The organism is Rhodobium orientis, assembly GCF_003258835.1.
Taxonomy (GTDB): domain Bacteria; phylum Pseudomonadota; class Alphaproteobacteria; order Rhizobiales; family Rhodobiaceae; genus Rhodobium; species Rhodobium orientis.
Genome location: NZ_NPEV01000003.1, coordinates 1 through 16,743 on the forward strand (window position 1 = coordinate 1; position 16,743 = coordinate 16,743).

At 65.5% G+C, this 16,743-nt stretch carries 19 protein-coding genes; 13 read left to right on the top strand and 6 right to left on the bottom strand.

What is annotated here, in order from left to right; genetic code table 11:
• Positions 1 to 21: 21 nt before the first annotated feature.
• Both CH339_RS24530 and CH339_RS02230 read right to left on the bottom strand, forming a co-directional pair.
• Complete coding sequence (locus CH339_RS24530; protein ID WP_170138368.1) at positions 22 to 165, bottom strand: hypothetical protein; 144 nt, start codon at positions 163 to 165, stop codon at positions 22 to 24.
• A 180-nt stretch (positions 166 to 345) separates the two neighbouring features.
• Entirely contained in the window at positions 346 to 1,545 is a 1,200-nt protein-coding gene (locus tag CH339_RS02230; protein ID WP_111432653.1) for a LysR family transcriptional regulator, read from the bottom strand.
• Between the two features lie 249 nt (positions 1,546 to 1,794).
• Here CH339_RS02230 and CH339_RS02235 point away from each other — a divergent pair, with 249 nt between their 5' ends.
• The 5 genes from CH339_RS02235 (at position 1,795) to CH339_RS02255 (ending at position 5,902) form a co-directional block, all read left to right on the top strand.
• Positions 1,795 to 2,904, top strand: coding sequence for a pyridoxal phosphate-dependent aminotransferase (locus tag CH339_RS02235; RefSeq protein WP_170138369.1), 1,110 nt, complete (start codon positions 1,795 to 1,797; stop codon positions 2,902 to 2,904).
• A gap of 26 nt (positions 2,905 to 2,930) precedes the next feature.
• Positions 2,931 to 3,725, top strand: coding sequence for an ABC transporter substrate-binding protein (locus tag CH339_RS02240; RefSeq protein WP_111432655.1), 795 nt, complete (start codon positions 2,931 to 2,933; stop codon positions 3,723 to 3,725).
• Positions 3,726 to 3,831: 106 nt separating this feature from the next.
• Positions 3,832 to 4,506, top strand: coding sequence for an amino acid ABC transporter permease (locus tag CH339_RS02245; protein ID WP_170138370.1), 675 nt, complete (start codon positions 3,832 to 3,834; stop codon positions 4,504 to 4,506).
• A gap of 4 nt (positions 4,507 to 4,510) precedes the next feature.
• Complete coding sequence (locus CH339_RS02250) at positions 4,511 to 5,158, top strand: amino acid ABC transporter permease (RefSeq protein ID WP_111432657.1); 648 nt, start codon at positions 4,511 to 4,513, stop codon at positions 5,156 to 5,158.
• 15 nt (positions 5,159 to 5,173) lie between these two features.
• Complete coding sequence (locus CH339_RS02255; RefSeq protein ID WP_111432793.1) at positions 5,174 to 5,902, top strand: amino acid ABC transporter ATP-binding protein; 729 nt, start codon at positions 5,174 to 5,176, stop codon at positions 5,900 to 5,902.
• Positions 5,903 to 6,109: 207 nt separating this feature from the next.
• Here the strand turns inward: CH339_RS02255 and CH339_RS24535 are convergent, their stop codons facing one another.
• From CH339_RS24535 to CH339_RS25280, 3 genes are all read right to left on the bottom strand, one after another.
• On the bottom strand, positions 6,110 to 6,565 hold the full coding sequence (locus CH339_RS24535) for a hypothetical protein (protein ID WP_170138367.1): 456 nt from the start codon (positions 6,563 to 6,565) through the stop codon (positions 6,110 to 6,112).
• Between the two features lie 218 nt (positions 6,566 to 6,783).
• Positions 6,784 to 6,909 carry a hypothetical protein gene (locus CH339_RS25275; RefSeq protein ID WP_274609896.1) on the bottom strand — a complete coding sequence of 42 codons (126 nt, stop codon included), beginning with the start codon at positions 6,907 to 6,909 and terminating at the stop codon, positions 6,784 to 6,786.
• A 116-nt stretch (positions 6,910 to 7,025) separates the two neighbouring features.
• On the bottom strand, positions 7,026 to 7,661 hold the full coding sequence (locus CH339_RS25280; RefSeq protein WP_111432658.1) for an EF-hand domain-containing protein: 636 nt from the start codon (positions 7,659 to 7,661) through the stop codon (positions 7,026 to 7,028).
• Between the two features lie 170 nt (positions 7,662 to 7,831).
• Here CH339_RS25280 and CH339_RS02265 point away from each other — a divergent pair, with 170 nt between their 5' ends.
• From CH339_RS02265 to CH339_RS02305, 8 genes are all read left to right on the top strand, one after another.
• Positions 7,832 to 8,566 carry a response regulator gene (locus CH339_RS02265; RefSeq protein WP_111432659.1) on the top strand — a complete coding sequence of 245 codons (735 nt, stop codon included), beginning with the start codon at positions 7,832 to 7,834 and terminating at the stop codon, positions 8,564 to 8,566.
• Positions 8,563 to 9,954, top strand: a complete 1,392-nt coding sequence (locus CH339_RS02270; protein ID WP_111432660.1) for an ATP-binding protein — start codon at positions 8,563 to 8,565, stop codon at positions 9,952 to 9,954. Before CH339_RS02265 ends, CH339_RS02270 begins: the two co-directional genes overlap by 4 nt.
• 354 nt (positions 9,955 to 10,308) lie before the next feature.
• Positions 10,309 to 10,716, top strand: coding sequence for a c-type cytochrome (locus CH339_RS02275; RefSeq protein ID WP_111432661.1), 408 nt, complete (start codon positions 10,309 to 10,311; stop codon positions 10,714 to 10,716).
• Positions 10,717 to 10,767: 51 nt separating this feature from the next.
• Positions 10,768 to 11,166, top strand: a complete 399-nt coding sequence (locus tag CH339_RS02280) for a hypothetical protein (protein WP_111432662.1) — start codon at positions 10,768 to 10,770, stop codon at positions 11,164 to 11,166.
• A 58-nt stretch (positions 11,167 to 11,224) separates the two neighbouring features.
• Positions 11,225 to 11,830 carry a c-type cytochrome gene (locus tag CH339_RS02285; RefSeq protein WP_201240986.1) on the top strand — a complete coding sequence of 202 codons (606 nt, stop codon included), beginning with the start codon at positions 11,225 to 11,227 and terminating at the stop codon, positions 11,828 to 11,830.
• On the top strand, positions 11,827 to 12,726 hold the full coding sequence (locus tag CH339_RS02290) for a c-type cytochrome (protein ID WP_111432663.1): 900 nt from the start codon (positions 11,827 to 11,829) through the stop codon (positions 12,724 to 12,726). The genes CH339_RS02285 and CH339_RS02290 overlap by 4 nt, the downstream gene beginning before the upstream one ends.
• Positions 12,723 to 14,117, top strand: coding sequence for a multicopper oxidase family protein (locus CH339_RS02295; protein WP_111432664.1), 1,395 nt, complete (start codon positions 12,723 to 12,725; stop codon positions 14,115 to 14,117). Before CH339_RS02290 ends, CH339_RS02295 begins: the two co-directional genes overlap by 4 nt.
• 544 nt (positions 14,118 to 14,661) lie before the next feature.
• Complete coding sequence (locus tag CH339_RS02305) at positions 14,662 to 15,450, top strand: L,D-transpeptidase (protein ID WP_111432666.1); 789 nt, start codon at positions 14,662 to 14,664, stop codon at positions 15,448 to 15,450.
• A 75-nt stretch (positions 15,451 to 15,525) separates the two neighbouring features.
• On the opposite strand, the gene CH339_RS02310 is transcribed toward CH339_RS02305, so the two are convergent.
• Positions 15,526 to 16,740 carry an anaerobic sulfatase maturase gene (locus CH339_RS02310; RefSeq protein WP_111432667.1) on the bottom strand — a complete coding sequence of 405 codons (1,215 nt, stop codon included), beginning with the start codon at positions 16,738 to 16,740 and terminating at the stop codon, positions 15,526 to 15,528.
• Positions 16,741 to 16,743: the final 3 nt, after the last annotated feature.

Sequence of the window (16,743 nt, forward strand, 5' to 3'; positions counted from 1 at the left end):
CGTCCGGCTTTCCCGCCGCCGTCACGGCGTCGGCCCCCGGCGGGTCGATCCGCCGGGTGATCTACCTTCTTGTTTTAATTTGATATTTTCAGACTTGAGCTGAGCGTTCCAGTTTTCCAAGATTTCAAAGACGGAGTTCGAAGTTTCTACATCGATGTCCGCCATTATCCATATCTCACGGCTGATCCTCGCGTCGCTCGGGCCTCCGATGGGGCGGCCTGATCGGCCGACGCCCGTTCGGGCTTGCGAACCCTCCGGGTTCGAAGTTTCCCTCTCCGCCATCTGCATCGCGACCACCGTCATCTTCTGGCTTTGATCGATGAGTCCTGACCCTAGCAGGCCCGGTCAGGCATCGAACGATGTGGATGCATGCATCGTATCAACAAAGTCCCGTGCCAGTTGCGTCGGCATCCAGTCGACGCGGACCGTTAGCCCCACCGGGCGCGATGCCCCGACAATCGGTACGGGCAGCGCCGACAGCAGTCCCGCGCGTTCCTCGTAGACGATTTGGCGGCGGGAGATAATCGCCAGCCGGTTGCTCTCGAGGAGGAGCCCCCGGAGCGCGGCGAAGCAACTTGTCTCGATAAGCGGCGCTCCCAGGGTCATGCCCTCAGTCCGCATGACCTCGAAGATGTCCCGCGTCGGCGTGCCGAGCTTCGGTACGATCCAGGAGGAGCCGTCGAGATCGGCGAGAGACAGCGACGGCCGCTCAACAAGGGGATGGCCGGCCCGGGCGACGATCGACAGCGTGTCGTCGAACAGCGTCTCCTCGCGCACATCGCCGGCCGGGGCCGGATTCCAAAGGGCACCTAGGAGCACGTCGACCTCGCCCATCCTCAGCGCATGCAGCAAGCTTTCGTAGGATCCCTCGACGACGCTGAACTCCGCGGCCGGATGGCGCTCCGAGAGACGGGTGAGCACCAGCGGCAGCACGTAGGAGCGCATAAGCGGTAGCGATGCGATGGTCAGCATGCCCTGGATCAGTCCCCGGCTTTCGTCGAGATCCTGGCGGATGAGTTGGATTTCGCGGAGCGCCAGACTGGCGCGCATCGCCACGTCCGCGCCGAGCCGGTTGAGGGCGATGCCGTGGCTTCCCTGCTCGAAAAGGGGAATTCCCGCCAGCCGCTCAAAGGCGCGTGCCGATCGGTGCACGGTCGGGACCGACAGGCCGAGCCGGGATGCAGCGGCAACGAAGCTTCCGGCCCGTGCGAAGGTCGCGAAGGCGAGCAACTGCGAATAGCTGACGGCCCGGCCGAGTTGCACGGTCGGGCGCCGGGTGTCCTGCGGCAGCGCGGCAAGAATGCGCCGCTCGGCTTCCGCCAGATGCGTAAAAAGCCGCTCTCCGCGGTCGGCGACGAGCCTGCCTTCGGAGGTCGGGAATGCGCCAGAGGCGCGTCGCTCGAACAGGGTCGCGTCAAAGCTTCTTTCAAGTCCGGCAATCGCCTGCGACACCGCCGGCTGGGTCGCATGAACAGCTTCGGCCGCCTTGGAAATGCTGCCGAGCCTTGCCGTGTGAATGACCGCCCGGAGATGGCGCAAGTTCATCGTGATGGCCTTTTGCCCGATGCAGAAAGATTGGGCATTACATAAACCTTATATCCCGGCGCAACAAACTCATTTTCTATCAAGCCGAAAGACCGCCAGCCTGTGGGCACAACAACGCCGCCGTGACGCGGCTCGGTCGGCCGCTGCAAGCCGCCGTTTTATGGGGCGGCTGCATGCCTGGATTGATATAAGGCAATGATGGCAGTTTCTCTGGCGCAACGGGTCGCAAGCCTGGCGCCCTCCGCAACCGTGCAGAATTCCGACCAGATCCGCTCTCTGAGGGAGACCGGACGCAGAATCCTGAGCCTGTCGAGCGGCGATCCGAACTTGGTGACCGACGAGCGCATCGTGGCGGCGGGATGCCGCGCCTTGCAGGACGGCGACACGCACTACACCGCTTCCGCGGGACTGCCCAGGCTGCGCGAGCGGCTTGCAGCCCGGGAATGCGTGCGGTCGGGCCGGCAGATTAATGCAGACAGCATTCTTATAACCCCTGGTGGAAAATTCGCCCTCTATGCCGCCCTCCAGTCGATGGTCGACCCGGGCGACGAGGTGCTGCTTCCCGATCCGGGCTGGGTCAGTTATGCGGCCTGCGTCCGCCTCTGCGGCGGGCGTCCGGTGGCGGTTTCCTCGCTTGGCGGATTCGACCTCGATGAGCTCCGGGCAAGAACCACCGATCGGACCCGTGCGATCATCGTCAACTCGCCGCTCAATCCCACAGGCCGGGTCATTCCCAAGGAGGAACTGAGCGCGTTGGCCGATTTCGCTCGCGAGCGCGGCCTATGGATCGTCTTCGACCAAGTCTATTGCGACCTCGCCTACGACGAGTTTCCCTTTCTGCAGGCCGAGCCCGGCCTTGAGGATCGGTTGATCGTCGTCGACAGCTTCTCCAAGACCTTCGGCATGACCGGATGGCGGCTCGGCGCCTTCATCGGACCGGAACCGGTGCGCAAGGCCGTCGCCAAGATTATCCAGCACTCGATCTATTGTGTGCCGGGCTTCGTCCAGCAGGCCGGACTTCGTGCCCTGGAGCTCGAGGCCGAACTCCTGCCGCGCTATCGGGAGCACTTCCACAAGCGCCTTGTCCCGACCCAGGCGGCGCTCGCGCGCCTTGCGGGGTGGGAGTGCCCGCTCCCGTCGGCCGGCTTCTATCTGTTTCCGCGGATCACCGGCGACGACAAGGCATTCGCGCGCGATCTCCTAGACACGAAGGCAGTGGCGGTCATGCCGGGGTCGGCGTTCGGCGCCGCCGGGGCGGGGCACGTTCGCATCGCCCTGACCTGTCCGGAGGAGGAAATCGCGGAAGCCGTTGCCGCAATTGCGGATTTCGAACGGAGCGGCAATCGCCGAAACGTGTAAAAACCAGAACCAGAAGGGAACTTGCAATGCTTAGATCATTCTGTTCGGCGGCTGTGATGGTGGCAGTCGCTGCGATGCTCACCATTCCTGCGGCGCAGGCTCAGGCCGGCGTCGACACGATCCAGGAGCGCGGCAAGCTCATCGCCGGCGTGAAGTTCGACACGCCGCCGTTCGGCTTCATGGACGACAACAACGAAATAGCCGGCTTCGACGTCGATCTCGTGAAGGAGGTTGCCAAGGCGCTCGACGTTGACGTGGAGTTCGTCCAGGTGACGTCGCCGACGCGCATTCCGATGCTGTCGGCCGGCAACGTCGACATGGTCGCGGCGTCGATGACCCACACCCGCGAGCGAGACAAGGTCATCGACTTTTCGATCACCTATTATACCGGGGGTCAGTCCCTGCTGGTGAAGAAGGGGAGTGACATCCAGTCGATCGACGATCTTGCCGGCAAACAGGTTTCCGTCCAGCAGGGCACCACGCTTGAGCAGACAATGGGCGAGGTCGCGCCGGACGCCGACGTGGTCAGCTTCAAGGACTACAACTCGGCCTGGCTGGCGCTGCGCCAAGGCCGCGTCGACGCCCTGACCGGCAGCCTGAACATTCTCCAGGGCTTCGCCAAGGGCAGCGACGAATTCGAGATCGTGGGCGAGCGCTTCTCCACCGAACCGTTCGGCATGGGTGTCGCCGAGGGCGACAGCACTCTGCGCGATCAGATCAACTTCACCCTGCAGGAACTGTGGCAATCCGGGCGCTATCAGGAGCTCTACAAGAAGTGGTTCGGCATGGAGCCGGACGTCGCCATCGAAATCTGGCCGTAGGCACAGAGCGGCTCGTTGAAATGCCCGGTCGGCAATGCCGACCGGGATCGTACATGCGAGAGCAGCCAGGCTCCCGCTCCAACATCGACTGCGGGATCGGGTTCGGATGAACTACAGCTTCGATTGGTCGGTCATCTGGGAGTATCGCGAACTCATCACTCGCGGCTTCATCAACACGGTCCTGTTATCCCTGCTCGGCCTGATCTTCGCCGCGCTTCTCGGCATTCTGATGGGGACTCTGGCGAGCGTCAGCAGCCGGCGCCTGCGCTGGATTGCGACGATCTATGTGGAAACAGCGCGCAACATTCCGCTCCTGATCCACATGTACTTCTGGTACATCGCGCTGGCCTATCTGCGGCTTCCGGCCTTTGCCTGCGCGGTCCTCGGCCTGTCGATCTATTCGGGCGCCTACGTCACAGAAGTCGTGCGCTCCGGCATTGCCGCGGTTCCGCGCGGTCAGTACGCCGCCGCTCTTGCGACCGGGTTGCCGCCGTTCGCCGCGATGCGCCACGTCGTCTATCCGCAGGCGCTGAAGATCGTCACGCCCTCGCTCGCCGGTCTTGCATCGCAGCTCATCAAGGATTCCTCCCTTGCCTCGGTCATTGCCGTTGCCGAACTGACCTACGAGGCAGGTGCGATCGAGGGTCTGACTTTCCGCACCTTCGAGGCCTACATCTTCGTCTCGCTGCTCTATCTCGCGCTGGTCACGATCGTGAGCCAGGTACTGATGTTGCTGACGCGCAGCCGCAAGTCCGAGACGATCTCGGTGTCGGAGGGTTAGGTCCGTGGACGTCATCCTTCCCAACCTCGGCTTCCTGCTCAGCGGTCTTGCCACCACCGCCGTCCTCGCGCTGATCTCCATCGTTGCCGGAACGGTGCTCGGCATCGTGCTGGGCACGCTCCGCTACACATCGGTGCCTGTGCTCGGTCAGGCCGCTGCGATCTACATCGAATTCACCCGCGGTATTCCGCTGCTGGTGTTCCTGTTTCTGTTCTATTTCGCGCTGCCTGCGCTGGGCGGCTACAAGGTTTCCGCCTACGTCGCGGCGGCACAGGGCTTCAGTTTCTTCATCGGCGCCTATCTGGCGGAGGACTTCCGCTCCGGCCTGAGGTCGGTGCGGCCGCAGCTTAAGCAGGCGGCGCGGGCAAGCGGTCTGACCGAAACTCAGGTCTTCCGGCATATCGTCCTGCCGATCGCGCTGCGCAGGATCATTCCGACGCTCTTCAACCAGTATGTCCGGCTCTTCAAGTTCACCTCGGTCGCCTCGGTGATCGGCGTCAGCGAACTGACCGGACGGGCAATGCTGGTCAATGCACGCGAGTTCGCCCCTATCGCGATCATCGTGACGCTCGCGCTGACCTACCTGGTCTGCTGTCTGGCGCTCTCCAGTATCGGTCGCGCACTGTCCCACCGCTTCACCGTGAGAACCTAGATGTCCGACCGCCCGATGATCGAAATCGAGTCCGTCAGCAAGTGGTACGAAAGCTTCAGGGTGTTGTCCGACTGCACGACGGCGGTCGGCCGCGGCGAGGTCGTGGTGGTGTGCGGACCGTCCGGGTCTGGAAAATCCACCTTGATCAAGTGTGTGAACGGCCTGGAGCCCTACCAGGAAGGCCGGATTCTCGTCGAAGGCGTCGAAGTCGGCGCAAAGGGGACGAACCTGCCCGAGCTCCGGGCCGGCATCGGCATGGTTTTCCAGCATTTCGAGCTCTATCCGCATCTCAGCGTTCTGGAGAACATCACGCTGGCGCAGCGCCAGGTCCTGAAGCGCTCCAAGGCGGAGGCGGACGAGCGGGGCCGGGCTCTTCTTGCGCGCGTAGGTCTGGCCGAGAAGGAGAGGCAGATGCCAGCCGATCTTTCCGGCGGCCAGCAGCAACGTGTTGCCATCGCCAGAGCCCTGGCGCTCGATCCCAAGGCGATGCTCTTCGACGAGCCGACGTCGGCGCTCGATCCGGAGATGATCCACGAAGTCCTTGCCGTCATGAGCGAGCTTGCCGCCGAAGGCATGACGATGATGGTGGTCACCCACGAGATGGGCTTCGCCCGCCGGGTGGCGAACCGCGTTGTCTTCATGGACGAGGGGCGGATCGTCGAGGATGTGGAGACCGAGGCGTTCTTCACCGCGCCGGAAAGCGAACGCGGTCGGGATTTTCTGTCAAAGATCCTCAATCATTAAAGCGCTTTCCCAAAAAGTGATGGATTTTTTGGACAAGAAATCGCGTAAAAACAACGGACCAAAGCATTTTGCGTGTTTCAGAAAAAACGCAACATGCTTTGGTCGAATGAACAATCCCGCCTCTCTTGACGGACAGATTCGCTACGTGCCGATCGCCTCGGAATTCGCTGCGTTAGGGTCGCGAGGGACTGAATAGCCCCGGGTTCTCTAGACGCCCTCGGTGCTCATTTGCTGGTGCTGAGCTGCTGCCGGTCCTGAGGACACCGCGATAAGGTGTTCTTGAGGCAGGAGAGCAAAGATGACGAGACGACGTTTCAGCCGCGAGTTCAAGCTCGAGGCAGGTAAGTTGGTCAGGGAGCGGGGCGTGTCGGTCGCGAAGCAGACCACGACCATGTCGCGGGGCGGAGAGACATAGAGCCCCTGGCCGCCGACTCCGCCCTTGTACATGTCTCCGTCCGAAAAGATGGCGTCCCACATGTGGGCGTTCGAGATCTTGCCGGTTTCCGCTGGAAATTTCACTCCGATCGTCTTGCCGACATAGCCTCCGGCAAAGGCCGCGGGATTGTCGGCGTCGCGGATGCGCGCGACGATGCGGCTCGTTGTCGGAATAAGACTGCCTCGGTTCAAATGCCGGCTTGGAATTGCCTGGTCGTCGCCGACCAAGACACCGTCTCCCACGATCCGCATCACCACCACCCTCGCCGTGACGGCGATGGGAACGGATGCGCCCGCGGCCGACGCGCCGAACGCTGCTGTCGCCGATGATCGCCGCAGCGGCGATGAGCCTGTCCTCCGCGTCGGTCATTTCCAGCGCGCCGCGCTTGCGCAGCATCGACCTGTGAACGCATTGCGGCCGGGCTACCGGTCGGGCCGCAAGGTCTCTAGCTGCGCAGGTACTTGACGAGGGCGGCGATCGCCAGGACGGCGACGGCGAGGAACAGCAGTCCGCCGATCCATCCGAAGCCCATCCCGTATCCGCTCATCATTCCATATCCACCATCCATCATGGCGAAATCTCCTTTTTCGTGGGCAATGCCTCCGGCCGCGCAACCTTTTCGTTGCGTCGGGCCGGTCGAGCGCGGGCACGGCATCACCGTGCCCGCGGCCCTGTCATGTGGCCTTGTTACTTTGCGTCCGGGGCGTCGGCCGGCGGAGTGCCGGTGGCGTTCCCGGGACCGATATCGTAGGGCGCGAACCGCGCCATCATCTGCGCCGGGAACTGCAGCTCCTCGGCACTGACCTGGCCGTCGGCATTGCGGTCCATCATCTGGAACGGACGCCTGGCGAAGTCGCGGGTCACCTCGGCGTGGAGCGCCTGGAACTCGGTGAGGGACAGGGTCCCGTTGCCGTCGGTATCGTAGGTCTTCTGCAGCGAGGCGACGCCCTTCTCGATCTCGTCCGCGCTGACGGTACCGTCCTTGTCGGTATCGAAGGCGCGGAAGACGGAGCTGTTCATCGGGCCCATCCCACCACGCGGACCGAAGCCCATGCCGCCGCGCGGACCGAAGCCCATGTGCCGGCCGTGCATGCCACGCCCGCGCGGTCCGGGCATGTTGCCCCATTGCCCGCCGGGCATATCGCCCTGCTGCATCATGGCGCCCGGGCCCCAGGGCCCGTGGCCCCATGCGCCGGGACCGCGCATGCCGCTCTGGCCGCAGTTGCCGGGTCCCCAGCCGCCGGCGACGGCGGGGATTGCGAAGGCGCCACCGACGACGGTCGCCGTGACAAGGCTGAGGGCAAGGATCGTTTTCCGTTTCATCACATAACCTCGTGTGTCTGTGTTTCGATGATGGAAAACTGGGGGGCTTGTGTCGCAGAAGCATGCCGGCAAGACGGGCGTTTTGTATCCATCTGTCGCAAAATGCCGGCCTGATACGAACCGCGACACAATCTTTTTCGATGCCGCCGGCGCCTCGCTATAGTGCGGCCATGGCAGAGCATATCCATACCCCCCATGTCCTCGTGGTCGACGATCACCGCGAGATCCGCGATGCGGTCGCGCGCTATCTGGAAAAGAACGGCCTCAGGGTGACGTCGGCGCGCGACGCGGCGGAGATGGATAGCTGCCTCAAGACCGGCCGCTTCGACGTCATCGTGCTCGACGTCATGATGCCGGGCGAGGACGGGCTGTCGGCCGCCAAGCGGCTGACCGCGGCGGGCGGTCCGCCGATCCTCATGCTGAGCGCGCTGTCGGAGGAAACCGACCGGGTGGTCGGGCTGGAAATCGGTGCCGACGACTATCTCGCCAAACCGTTCAGCCCGCGCGAACTCCTGGCCCGGATCAAGGCGATCCTGCGCCGCACGGAACGCCGCGAACCGCTTGCCGGCAACCTCGGTGGCCGGCGGCTCGCCTTTGCCGGCTGGGTGCTGGACACCGACCGGCGCGTGCTCACCCGTGCCGGGGACGACACGGAAGTCAGCCTGACGACGGCCGAATTCAAGCTCCTCACCGTGTTCCTGGAACGCCCGCGCTTCGTGCTGTCGCGCGAGCAACTCCTGGATCTGACCAGCGGTCGCACGGCGGAGGTGTTCGACCGCACCATCGACAACCAGGTCAGCCGCCTCCGGCGCAAGATCGAGCGGACCCCCTCAAAACCGGAGATCATCACCACCGTCAGGGCCGGCGGCTACAGCCTTGCCGCCGACGTCGAGGTGCGGTCATGAGATGGCTCCTGCCGCGCAGCCTCCTCGGGCAACTGGTGCTGCTGATCCTTGCCGCCCTGGTCGTCGCGCAGGCCGTCAGCATCTGGCTGTTCGCCGACGAACGCGGACACGCGCTGCGCGCCGCCATCGGTCTTGAGACGGCGGACCGGTTCGCCACGGTGGTCCGGCTGATCGAACAGGCGCGGCCGGACGCGCGCGTCGCGATCCTGCAGGCGGCAAGCTCGCCGTCCGCCCGGTTCTCGGTCGATGCCGAGCCGGAGGTCTCCGCAAGCGACGACACTGCGCGCGGCATCGTCCGGCGCGTCCGCACCCTGCTCGGCGATGCCGGCAACCGCGATATCCGCGCCGTTCTGGTGCCGATCGGGCCGCGCGGCCGTGCGTTCGCGCCCCCGGGCATGCCGCCGCGCGGGATGCACCAGCGCATGATGGCGGGCTTTGCGCCGATGCAGATGCAGATCTCCGTGAGGCTTGCGACCGGCGGCTGGCTCAACATGGCAACCCGCGTCCGGCACCCGGGCCTGCAGCGTCCGCCCGGCTTCTTGCTCACCACCGTGCTGTCGGTCGTGGGCGTCGTCGCCGCGCTCTGGTTCGGGCTCAGCCGGATCACCGGACCGTTGCGGCGCCTCGCCGTTGCCGCCGACCGGCTCGGGCGCGGCGAAGAGCTGCCACCGCTGCCGACCTCCGGCCCGCGCGAGGTGCGGGCGTTGTCGGAAGCCTTCGGCGACATGCAGGGCCGGCTGACGCGGCTCATTTCCGACCGCACGCGCATGCTGGCCGCCCTCGGGCACGACCTGCGCTCGCCGATCACGGCCCTGCGCCTGCGCGCCGAAATGGTCGACGACGCGGAAACCCACGAGCGCATGGTCGCCATCCTCGACGAAATGCAGGAGATGGTCGAGGCGACCCTTGCCTATGCAAGGGGCATCGCCAGCGACGAGGAAACGGAGACCGTCGATTTCACCGCGCTCGTCAGCGATCTCGCCGCCGAAGTCTCGGAGACGGGGCATCCGGTGAGCGTCGAGCCGGGGCCGTCCCTCCCCGTCCGCCTGCGGCGTACGGCCATGCGGCGCGCCTTGCGCAACATCTTTGAAAACGCCCAGCGCTATGCCGGCGGGGCCGCCGTCAGGCTGGACGCGGCCGATGGCAATGCACGGCTTGTCGTCATGGACGACGGTCCCGGCATCGCCGCGGACGCGCTGGAGCAAGTGTTCGACCCGTTCGTGCGGCTGGAGGCCTCCCGCTCGCGGGAGACCGGCGGCACCGGCCTCGGCCTGTCGATCGCCCGCGACATCCTGCGCGCCCATGGCGGCGACATCACGCTCGCCAATCGCGCCGAAGGCGGGCTGGCGGCAACGGTCGTCGTGCCGCTCGCCCGGGACGGGCACTGAAACCTCGCAACAAGCATCCACGTCACGACAGCGACCGCCGGCGCGCACGGGTGCCGCGCCGCACGATCCTGTTTTCCGCGCGACAACGCCTCTTGATCTTCCAGTTACCGGAAGGTCTAGGCTTCAATCGTGCGAATTCGACGCTTTCGAAACGATGTTGCCGCCGGATCGGATGAAAGAGCGAGACACCAAGCAAAGTGCCCTGTTGCCCGGCTCCATCGGGGCCGATTTCGTGGCGACATCCCAAAGGCTCGGATTTTCCTCGCCGGAATTGCGCGAACTGAACCGCCTCTACGGACGGTTCGTGCACGGCCGCGCGGGGGGCACATCACCCCCAATGACAGATGAGGAAAGATGAACAAGTCCTTCTGGATCATAATATCGGCCTTCGCCCTGGTGGTCGTGGGCGTCCGGCTCTATGTCGGACACAGCACCTCGGAACCGGCGGTCACGGTCGTCGACGTCAAGGTGCCGGAGCTCAGCCAGGTCGCCGCCCTCGGCGCGCGCGACTTTGAAGCCAATTGCGTGTCCTGCCACGGCGAGAACGCCAGCGGCACGGAAAACGGGCCGCCGCTCGTTCACGACATCTACCGGCCCGGCCACCATCCGGACTACGCGTTCAGGACGGCCGCAAAGGCGGGCGTCCGGGCGCATCACTGGCGCTTCGGCAACATGCCGCCGCAACCTGAGGTCACAGCAGAGGAGATCAATCGCATAATTGTGTATGTGCGTGAGCTTCAAAAGGAAAACGGAATCCTTTAGGGCTCAGCCATGACACGCCGCCGCCGGATACCCCAGGGACGGAAGGATCGCATGCTGCACCGGCTGCTCGTGCTGGTGTCGATGCTGTGTTTCGTGCTGTCCGGCGCCACCTTCACCCATGCGGCGGAGATCCACACGCACCTGTCCGGCCACGGCCCGAATGTCCGCGGCCAGGAGAGCCACGGCCAACAAGAGGCCCGCGGCGAGGCAGTTCACGGCACGCCCGATTGCGGCGGCCATGCCTGCCCGCACCACCACCAACATGGCAGCAAGAAGGACGGCATGGGCGAGTCCTCCGTCCATTGCGGAGCCTCCATTCTCGGCATCGCACCGGAGCATTTCCGCTTCGGCCCGCGCGCCGGCGCCATCCACGAGCACGTCCCGGCGGCCGATTTCACCGGCCGGCTCCACGTCCTGGACCCGCCCCCTCCCCGCCTCCTGTCCTCCTAGTCGAGAAACGTCGCGGCCAAAGAGGCCGTCTCCCAGACATCAAGACAGGAATTCTATCGTGAAAAAGAAGACCCTTTTTGCCGGGGGGCTCGTCCCCGCGGCCCTCTCGCTGTCCATCGCGGCGGCATTCGCCCATGGCGGCGCCAGCGGCATCGTCAAGCAACGCATGGACGCCATGAAGGAGATGGGCGACGCCGTCAAGGCAACGTCCGCCATGTTCAAGGGCGAAGCGGAGTATGACGCGGAAACGGTCCGGAAAACGGCGAGGACCATCAACGCCCATTCCGGCGCCGCCCTGATCAAGCTCTTTCCGGAAGGAACCGACCACGCCCCCTCCGAAGCGCTGCCGAAGATCTGGAACGACCGGGAGCGGTTCGAGGATCTCGCCAACCGGCTGGAAGTGCTCAGCGAGGGCCTGGCCGAGGCGGCAGACAACGGCCCCGGAGAGGCCGGCTCGGGCGGCCACATGATGGACGCTGACAGCATGATGATGGAGCCCGGTGCCATGATGGGCGACGGCTCGATGATGGATGGCTCGATGATGGGCGGGTCCGGAATGCCGACGCCGGAGATGCTGGCCGCCATGCCGGCCGAAGGCGTCTTCACCATGGTCGTCCAGACCTGCTCGTCCTGCCACAGCGCGTTCCGCCGCGACAAGGAATGAAGACGGCGACTGGCGTTGCCGCTCTGGTCCTGGCGCTCGCCGGCGCCGGAGTGGTCGGCCTATCGGCCTGGCCGATCGGCACTAGGGTCACACTCGCGGAGCGCGATGGCGATGCCCGGCGCGGCGCCTATCTGGCGCGCATGGCCGGCTGCATCGCCTGTCACACCGACGCGAAGGGCGGCGGCAAGCCGCTCGCCGGCGGTCTCGCCCTGAAGACCAAATTCGGCACCTTCTATTCGCCGAACCTGACGCGCGATGCCAAGCACGGCATCGGTGCCTGGTCGATCGAGGCGTTCGCCCGCGCGGTCCGCCAAGGCGTCTCGCCGGATGGAGCACCGTATTACCCCGCCTTTCCCTATCCGTTCTACGCGGTGCTCTCCGACCGGGACATCGCCGACCTCTGGGCCGCATTTCGAACCGTTGCTCCCGTCGCCGAGCCGTCGAAGCCGCACGAGCTGTCGTTCCCCTACGGTTTTCGCAGCGGTGTGAAGCTGTGGCGTGCCGCGTTCCTTGCCGACGGTGGATTGGCGGACGCGCCGGACCGGAGCGAAGCCTGGCGGCGCGGCCGGTTCATCGTCAAAGGCCCGGCCCATTGCGGGGCCTGCCACACGCCGCGCAATGTCGCCGGCGCCCGCGACGCGGAGCTTGCCCTGCACGGCTCGGGCGACCTTCCGGACGGCGGCAAGTCGCCGCCGATCACGGCGAGCGCCCTGAAGCAAAAGGGCTGGACGAAAAACGACATCGCCTATGCCCTGAAGACCGGTCTTGCGCCGGACGGCGATGCCTTCGGCGGATCGATGGGCGACGTCGTCCGCCACGGCACGTCGTTTCTCACCGAAGGCGACCGCAAGGCCGTCGCCACCTATCTCCTTGACGAGGACAACAAGCAGCCATGACGATCGATCGCCGCTCCTTTCTCAAACAGACCGCCGCAGCCTTTGCGGCAGTGCCCTTCCTGACGGCCGGCGCCGCCTCCGCCGACGGCTTTCGCGAGCTGACGGCCCGCAAGACGAAGGTCAGGCTCGCCGATCCGGACGGTCCGACGAGCGACCTGTGGGGCTATGACGGCAAGGTGCCGGGTCCCGTCATCCGGGCGAAGCGCGGCGAGACCCTTCGCATCCGCTTCCGCAACGAACTCGACGAGCCGACCTCGGTCCACTGGCACGGCATCCGCATCGACAACGCCATGGACGGCGTCTCCGGCCTCACCCAGGAAGCGGTCAAACCCGGCGACAGCTTCGACTACGTCTTCACGGTGCCGGATGCCGGCACCTACTGGTACCACGCCCACAACAAGAGCTGGAACGAGGTCGCGCGCGGCCTCTACGGCCTCCTCGTCGTCGACGAAGACGAACCGCTTTTTGCGCCGGAGGCGGACATCTCCTTCGTCCTCGACGACTGGCTCCTCGACGACAGCGGACGGTTCGATGCGGCGAGCCTCGGCAACATGATGGACTGGAGCCATGGCGGGCGCACGGGCAACCGGCTGACCGTCAACGGGGTGAGCCGGCCCGACGTCGTCGTGGAAACCGGGCGCTGGTATCGCATCCGCCTCGTCAATGCCTGCAACTCCCGCATTCTCTATTTCGATCCCAACCGGATCGGCGCGAAGGTCATCGCCTATGACGGCCAGCCCGTCGGCGAAGCGCGCAAGCTCGGCTACAGCCCGCATCTCATCGGACCGGCCCAGCGCGTCGATCTTGTGCTGACATTCAACCGGCCAGGTGCGGTACCGATTTCCCTTGAAACCGAGGACAAGCCCTATCCCTTCGCAACCTTCCGCGTCGCCAAGGGCCGCGAGGCGGCGCCCGCCCTGCCGGCGATCCCCGCGCCCGGCCTGCCGGTGCCGGACCTTGCCGCGGCAAAGCACTTCAAGCTGTTGATGGAAGGCGGGGCGATGGGCCGGATCGGCCACCTCACCTATGAGGGCAAGCCGATCACGCGCCAGGTGATGATGCAGACACGGCGAATGTGGGGCTTCAACGGCATCACCAACTTTCCGGACGAGCCGTTCTTCTCGGTCAGGCGCGGCGAGACCGTGGTCATCGATACGGTCAACCAGACCGCCTTTCCGCACGCCATGCACACCCACGGCCACCACTTCCAGGTCATCGACCGCAGCGGCAGCGAAGTCGCGGAAACGCCCTGGCGCGACACCTTCCTGATCGGTCCGGAGCAGACGACACGGATCGCCTTCGTCGCCGACAATCCCGGCAAGTGGCTCTACCACTGCCACATGCTGGAACACGCCGCGGCCGGCATGACGACCTGGTTCGAGGTCACGTGAGAACCTCCAAGCAAGGGCTCCGATCACACATGTTTGACCGCAATGTCAGTTCGGACCGCCGGTGCAGATGGGATAGAAGGCGGGCATGAACAAAAGTGTCGTCGTCCTTCTGCTGATCGTCGCCATGCTCGCGAACGGTGTCGCGCACCGTTTTGCCACGGCCGCGACGGTGCCGTCCCTGGCGGCGGCCGGCGGCGGTCAGGGCGCCGGTTCGGAGCGAACCGGGGCGCTGCCGGAGGTTCGTGTTGCCAAGACATCCGCCGATGTGGCGACCCGTGCGGCTTCCCGCTGCCGGCCCTATACCGCCGGCCCGGCATCGCCGCGCGGCGCCTGCATGTCGGATCTGAGCCTTCCGGCCGGCGGGAGTGCCGCCCTTTCGCGGCAGATCCCGGCGCGTTTCGCGGTGGCGCATAGTCGAATGCCGCCGGGACGCGGATCACCGCATCCTTTTCATCCCCCGCGCGTTTCCTCCTGAGTCCTTCGTCCTTCAAGCCCGGCCCGCACCCCGCGGCGCCGGACAACGCGTTGTCTTCAGGAGAGTAAAATGTCTTGCCGAATTGCTTCGACCGGCGCCCGACCGACGGGCGATCAGGCCCGGTCGCCCGTCCCGCACCATGACAGTGTCCGCAGCCTGACCGAGCCGCGCGAGGCTGTCGCCGCGCCGGCGTCGCCCGCCAGACGGGTTTTCCTCACCGGCAGCGCCAGTGCTGCCGGGTTGTTGCTTGCCGGCTGCGCCATCCGGCCGCCGCGGCAGGAAGGCCCGACCGCTGTCGAACTGGCCGAGCGGAACGCGGCCATGATGTACCGGGCGATGCCCGAAGAACCGTTCCCGATCCCTGCCGTCGATCTGAAGAAGGTCGATCCCAGATACTACCGCACCACCGTTCCCGACCCGACGGGTGCGCCTCCGGGCACGGTCTATGTGGATACGGCCAACTTCTACCTCTACCTGGTTGAGGAGAACGGCATGGCACGGCGCTACGGCGTCGGTCTCGGGCGCGCCGGCTTTGCCTGGTCGGGCCGGGCCCGCATCGCCTGGAAAAAGGAATGGCCGACCTGGACGCCGCCCGACGAGATGATCGCGCGCCAGCCGGAACTCGCCCCCTACAGTGCCGACAATGGCGGCATGCCGCCGGGCCTCGGCAATCCGCTCGGCGCCCGCGCCCTCTACATCTTTCAGGGCAAGGTCGACACGCTCTATCGTATCCACGGCACGGCGGAAGCCTGGAGCATCGGCAGGGCCGTCTCGAGCGGCTGCGTGCGGCTCCTCAACCAGGACGTCATCGACCTCTACGACCGCGTCCCGCCCGACACACCGATCATCGTCGCCTGAGGCAGGCGGCGCGTCCGCGGCAAGACCATCGCTTCGGACGCACCAGGAACGGATGCTCCGAGCCTATCGGGTGGCTCAGCCACGGGGAGAATTGCCGGAGCTGCGGTGCGGAAAACGCCCGAGGGCGGTCGCCATCTCGCGCAGCCGGTCGCCGGCATGGCGGAAGAACATCATGTAGCTTTGGCAGAAATAGTTGTGCCCCGGCTCGCCGTCCCTGGAGGTGAGGATGCGGTGCTTGGGGCAACCGCCATTGCAGGCGAAGCGGAAGTCGCAGGCCCCGCACTGGGCCGTCAGGGTGTCGCGCTTGGTGGTGCCGAAGGTCTCCGTCTTGTCCGACCATGCCATGTCGCCGATCGGCGCCTCCCGGATGTTGCCGAGCTTGAACTCGGGATAGACGAAGTGGTCGCAGGCATAGAGATCGCCATTGTACTCCATGGCAAGGGCGTTGCCGCAGGTCTCGGCGAAGACGCAGAGCAAGGCCGGATGCCCCATCCACAGGGCGACCTGGTTCTCGAAGAACTGGACGAAGATCTTGCCGATGTCCTTGCGGTGCCAGACGTCGAACACGTCGCACAGGAACTTGCCGTAGGCGCGCGGCGTAACGCTCCACGGGCTGATCGCGTTTGACGGGTCGTCGTCGACCTGGGGCGCGGCGGCAAGGCCGCCTGCGGGCGAATTGCGTTCCACGATGGGAATGAACTGGATGTGCGGGGTGCCGAGGGTCTTCAGGAATTTGTAGACCTCCTTGCCCTTGATGGCGTTCTCGCGGTGGACGGTGGCGAGGATGTTGTAGTTGACCCCGTGGCGCTGCAGCACCTCAAGCCCCGCCATCACCCTGTCGAACGTGCCGCGTCCGGCCCGGTCGCGCCGGTAGCGGTCGTGGATGCGGCGCGGCCCGTCGATGCTGATGCCGATGAGGAAATTCTCGCGGGCAAGGAAGTCGCCCCAGTCGTCGTCAAGAAGGATGCCGTTGGTCTGCAGGGTGTTGGAGATGCGCACGCCCTCGGGGCAATGGGTTTTCTGCAGCGCGACGGCGCGCTCGAAGAAATCGAGGCCGAGCATGGTCGGCTCGCCGCCCTGCCAGGCGAAGGCTATCTCGCGCTGGCCGACGCGCAGCCCGGCGGCGATGAGATCGCGCACATAGCGCTCCAGCACCGCGTCCGACATCCTGAACCGCTTTTCGTCCGGATAGAGCTTTTCCTTCTCAAGGTAGTAGCAGTAGGCGCAGTCGATGTTGCAGCGCGGCCCGATCGGCTTGGCCATGACGTGAAAGGGATGCGGTTCGGTCATCGG

Coding starts and splice junctions, on each gene's coding strand:
- CH339_RS24530 (WP_170138368.1), bottom strand. CDS start 165: ATGGCGGACATCGATGTAGAAACTTCGAACTCCGTCTTTGAAATCTTG.
- CH339_RS02230 (WP_111432653.1), bottom strand. CDS start 1,545: ATGAACTTGCGCCATCTCCGGGCGGTCATTCACACGGCAAGGCTCGGC.
- CH339_RS02240 (WP_111432655.1), top strand. CDS start 2,931: ATGCTTAGATCATTCTGTTCGGCGGCTGTGATGGTGGCAGTCGCTGCG.
- CH339_RS02245 (WP_170138370.1), top strand. CDS start 3,832: ATGAACTACAGCTTCGATTGGTCGGTCATCTGGGAGTATCGCGAACTC.
- CH339_RS02255 (WP_111432793.1), top strand. CDS start 5,174: ATGATCGAAATCGAGTCCGTCAGCAAGTGGTACGAAAGCTTCAGGGTG.
- CH339_RS25275 (WP_274609896.1), bottom strand. CDS start 6,909: ATGATGGATGGTGGATATGGAATGATGAGCGGATACGGGATGGGCTTC.
- CH339_RS25280 (WP_111432658.1), bottom strand. CDS start 7,661: ATGAAACGGAAAACGATCCTTGCCCTCAGCCTTGTCACGGCGACCGTC.
- CH339_RS02265 (WP_111432659.1), top strand. CDS start 7,832: ATGGCAGAGCATATCCATACCCCCCATGTCCTCGTGGTCGACGATCAC.
- CH339_RS02270 (WP_111432660.1), top strand. CDS start 8,563: ATGAGATGGCTCCTGCCGCGCAGCCTCCTCGGGCAACTGGTGCTGCTG.
- CH339_RS02275 (WP_111432661.1), top strand. CDS start 10,309: ATGAACAAGTCCTTCTGGATCATAATATCGGCCTTCGCCCTGGTGGTC.
- CH339_RS02280 (WP_111432662.1), top strand. CDS start 10,768: ATGCTGCACCGGCTGCTCGTGCTGGTGTCGATGCTGTGTTTCGTGCTG.
- CH339_RS02290 (WP_111432663.1), top strand. CDS start 11,827: ATGAAGACGGCGACTGGCGTTGCCGCTCTGGTCCTGGCGCTCGCCGGC.
- CH339_RS02295 (WP_111432664.1), top strand. CDS start 12,723: ATGACGATCGATCGCCGCTCCTTTCTCAAACAGACCGCCGCAGCCTTT.
- CH339_RS02305 (WP_111432666.1), top strand. CDS start 14,662: ATGTCTTGCCGAATTGCTTCGACCGGCGCCCGACCGACGGGCGATCAG.
- CH339_RS02310 (WP_111432667.1), bottom strand. CDS start 16,740: ATGACCGAACCGCATCCCTTTCACGTCATGGCCAAGCCGATCGGGCCG.